This window comes from Cellulomonas sp. A375-1 (genome assembly GCF_001040865.1).
In the GTDB taxonomy this organism is placed as follows: domain Bacteria; phylum Actinomycetota; class Actinomycetes; order Actinomycetales; family Cellulomonadaceae; genus Cellulomonas; species Cellulomonas gelida.
The window spans coordinates 1-369 of the sequence record NZ_LFKW01000137.1 but is presented as its reverse complement, the minus strand read 5'-3'; positions in this window follow the sequence as shown (position 1 = coordinate 369).

Here is a 369-nt window from a genome sequence, read left to right as displayed (position 1 = left end):
CGGCGATCGCCGCCGCGGTGCGCGAGGACCTCACGCCGCCGACCGCCCGACCGTGAGGAGTCTTGCCTCGTGATCGGCCCCGCGGAGGCGTCCCGCGGGGCTACTAGGCTGAGGCGGCACCTCTCCCGGCATACCGGCCGGGTCCACGACATCCGGCAGGAGCCGCCGGGTCCGTGGCGTCGGTCCCTCGCACGGTCAGGGCGCGTGACGCCCGGGCGCGACGAACGCGGGGACTCACGCCCGCCCGGCCCTGCCGCGGCGACGAACCGAAGGAGCACCACACAGCATGGTCGACATCGCCCCCGGCGGTCAGGTCGGGATCGCGCAGATCGGTGTGACGGGGTTGGCGGTCATGGGCCGTAACCTGGC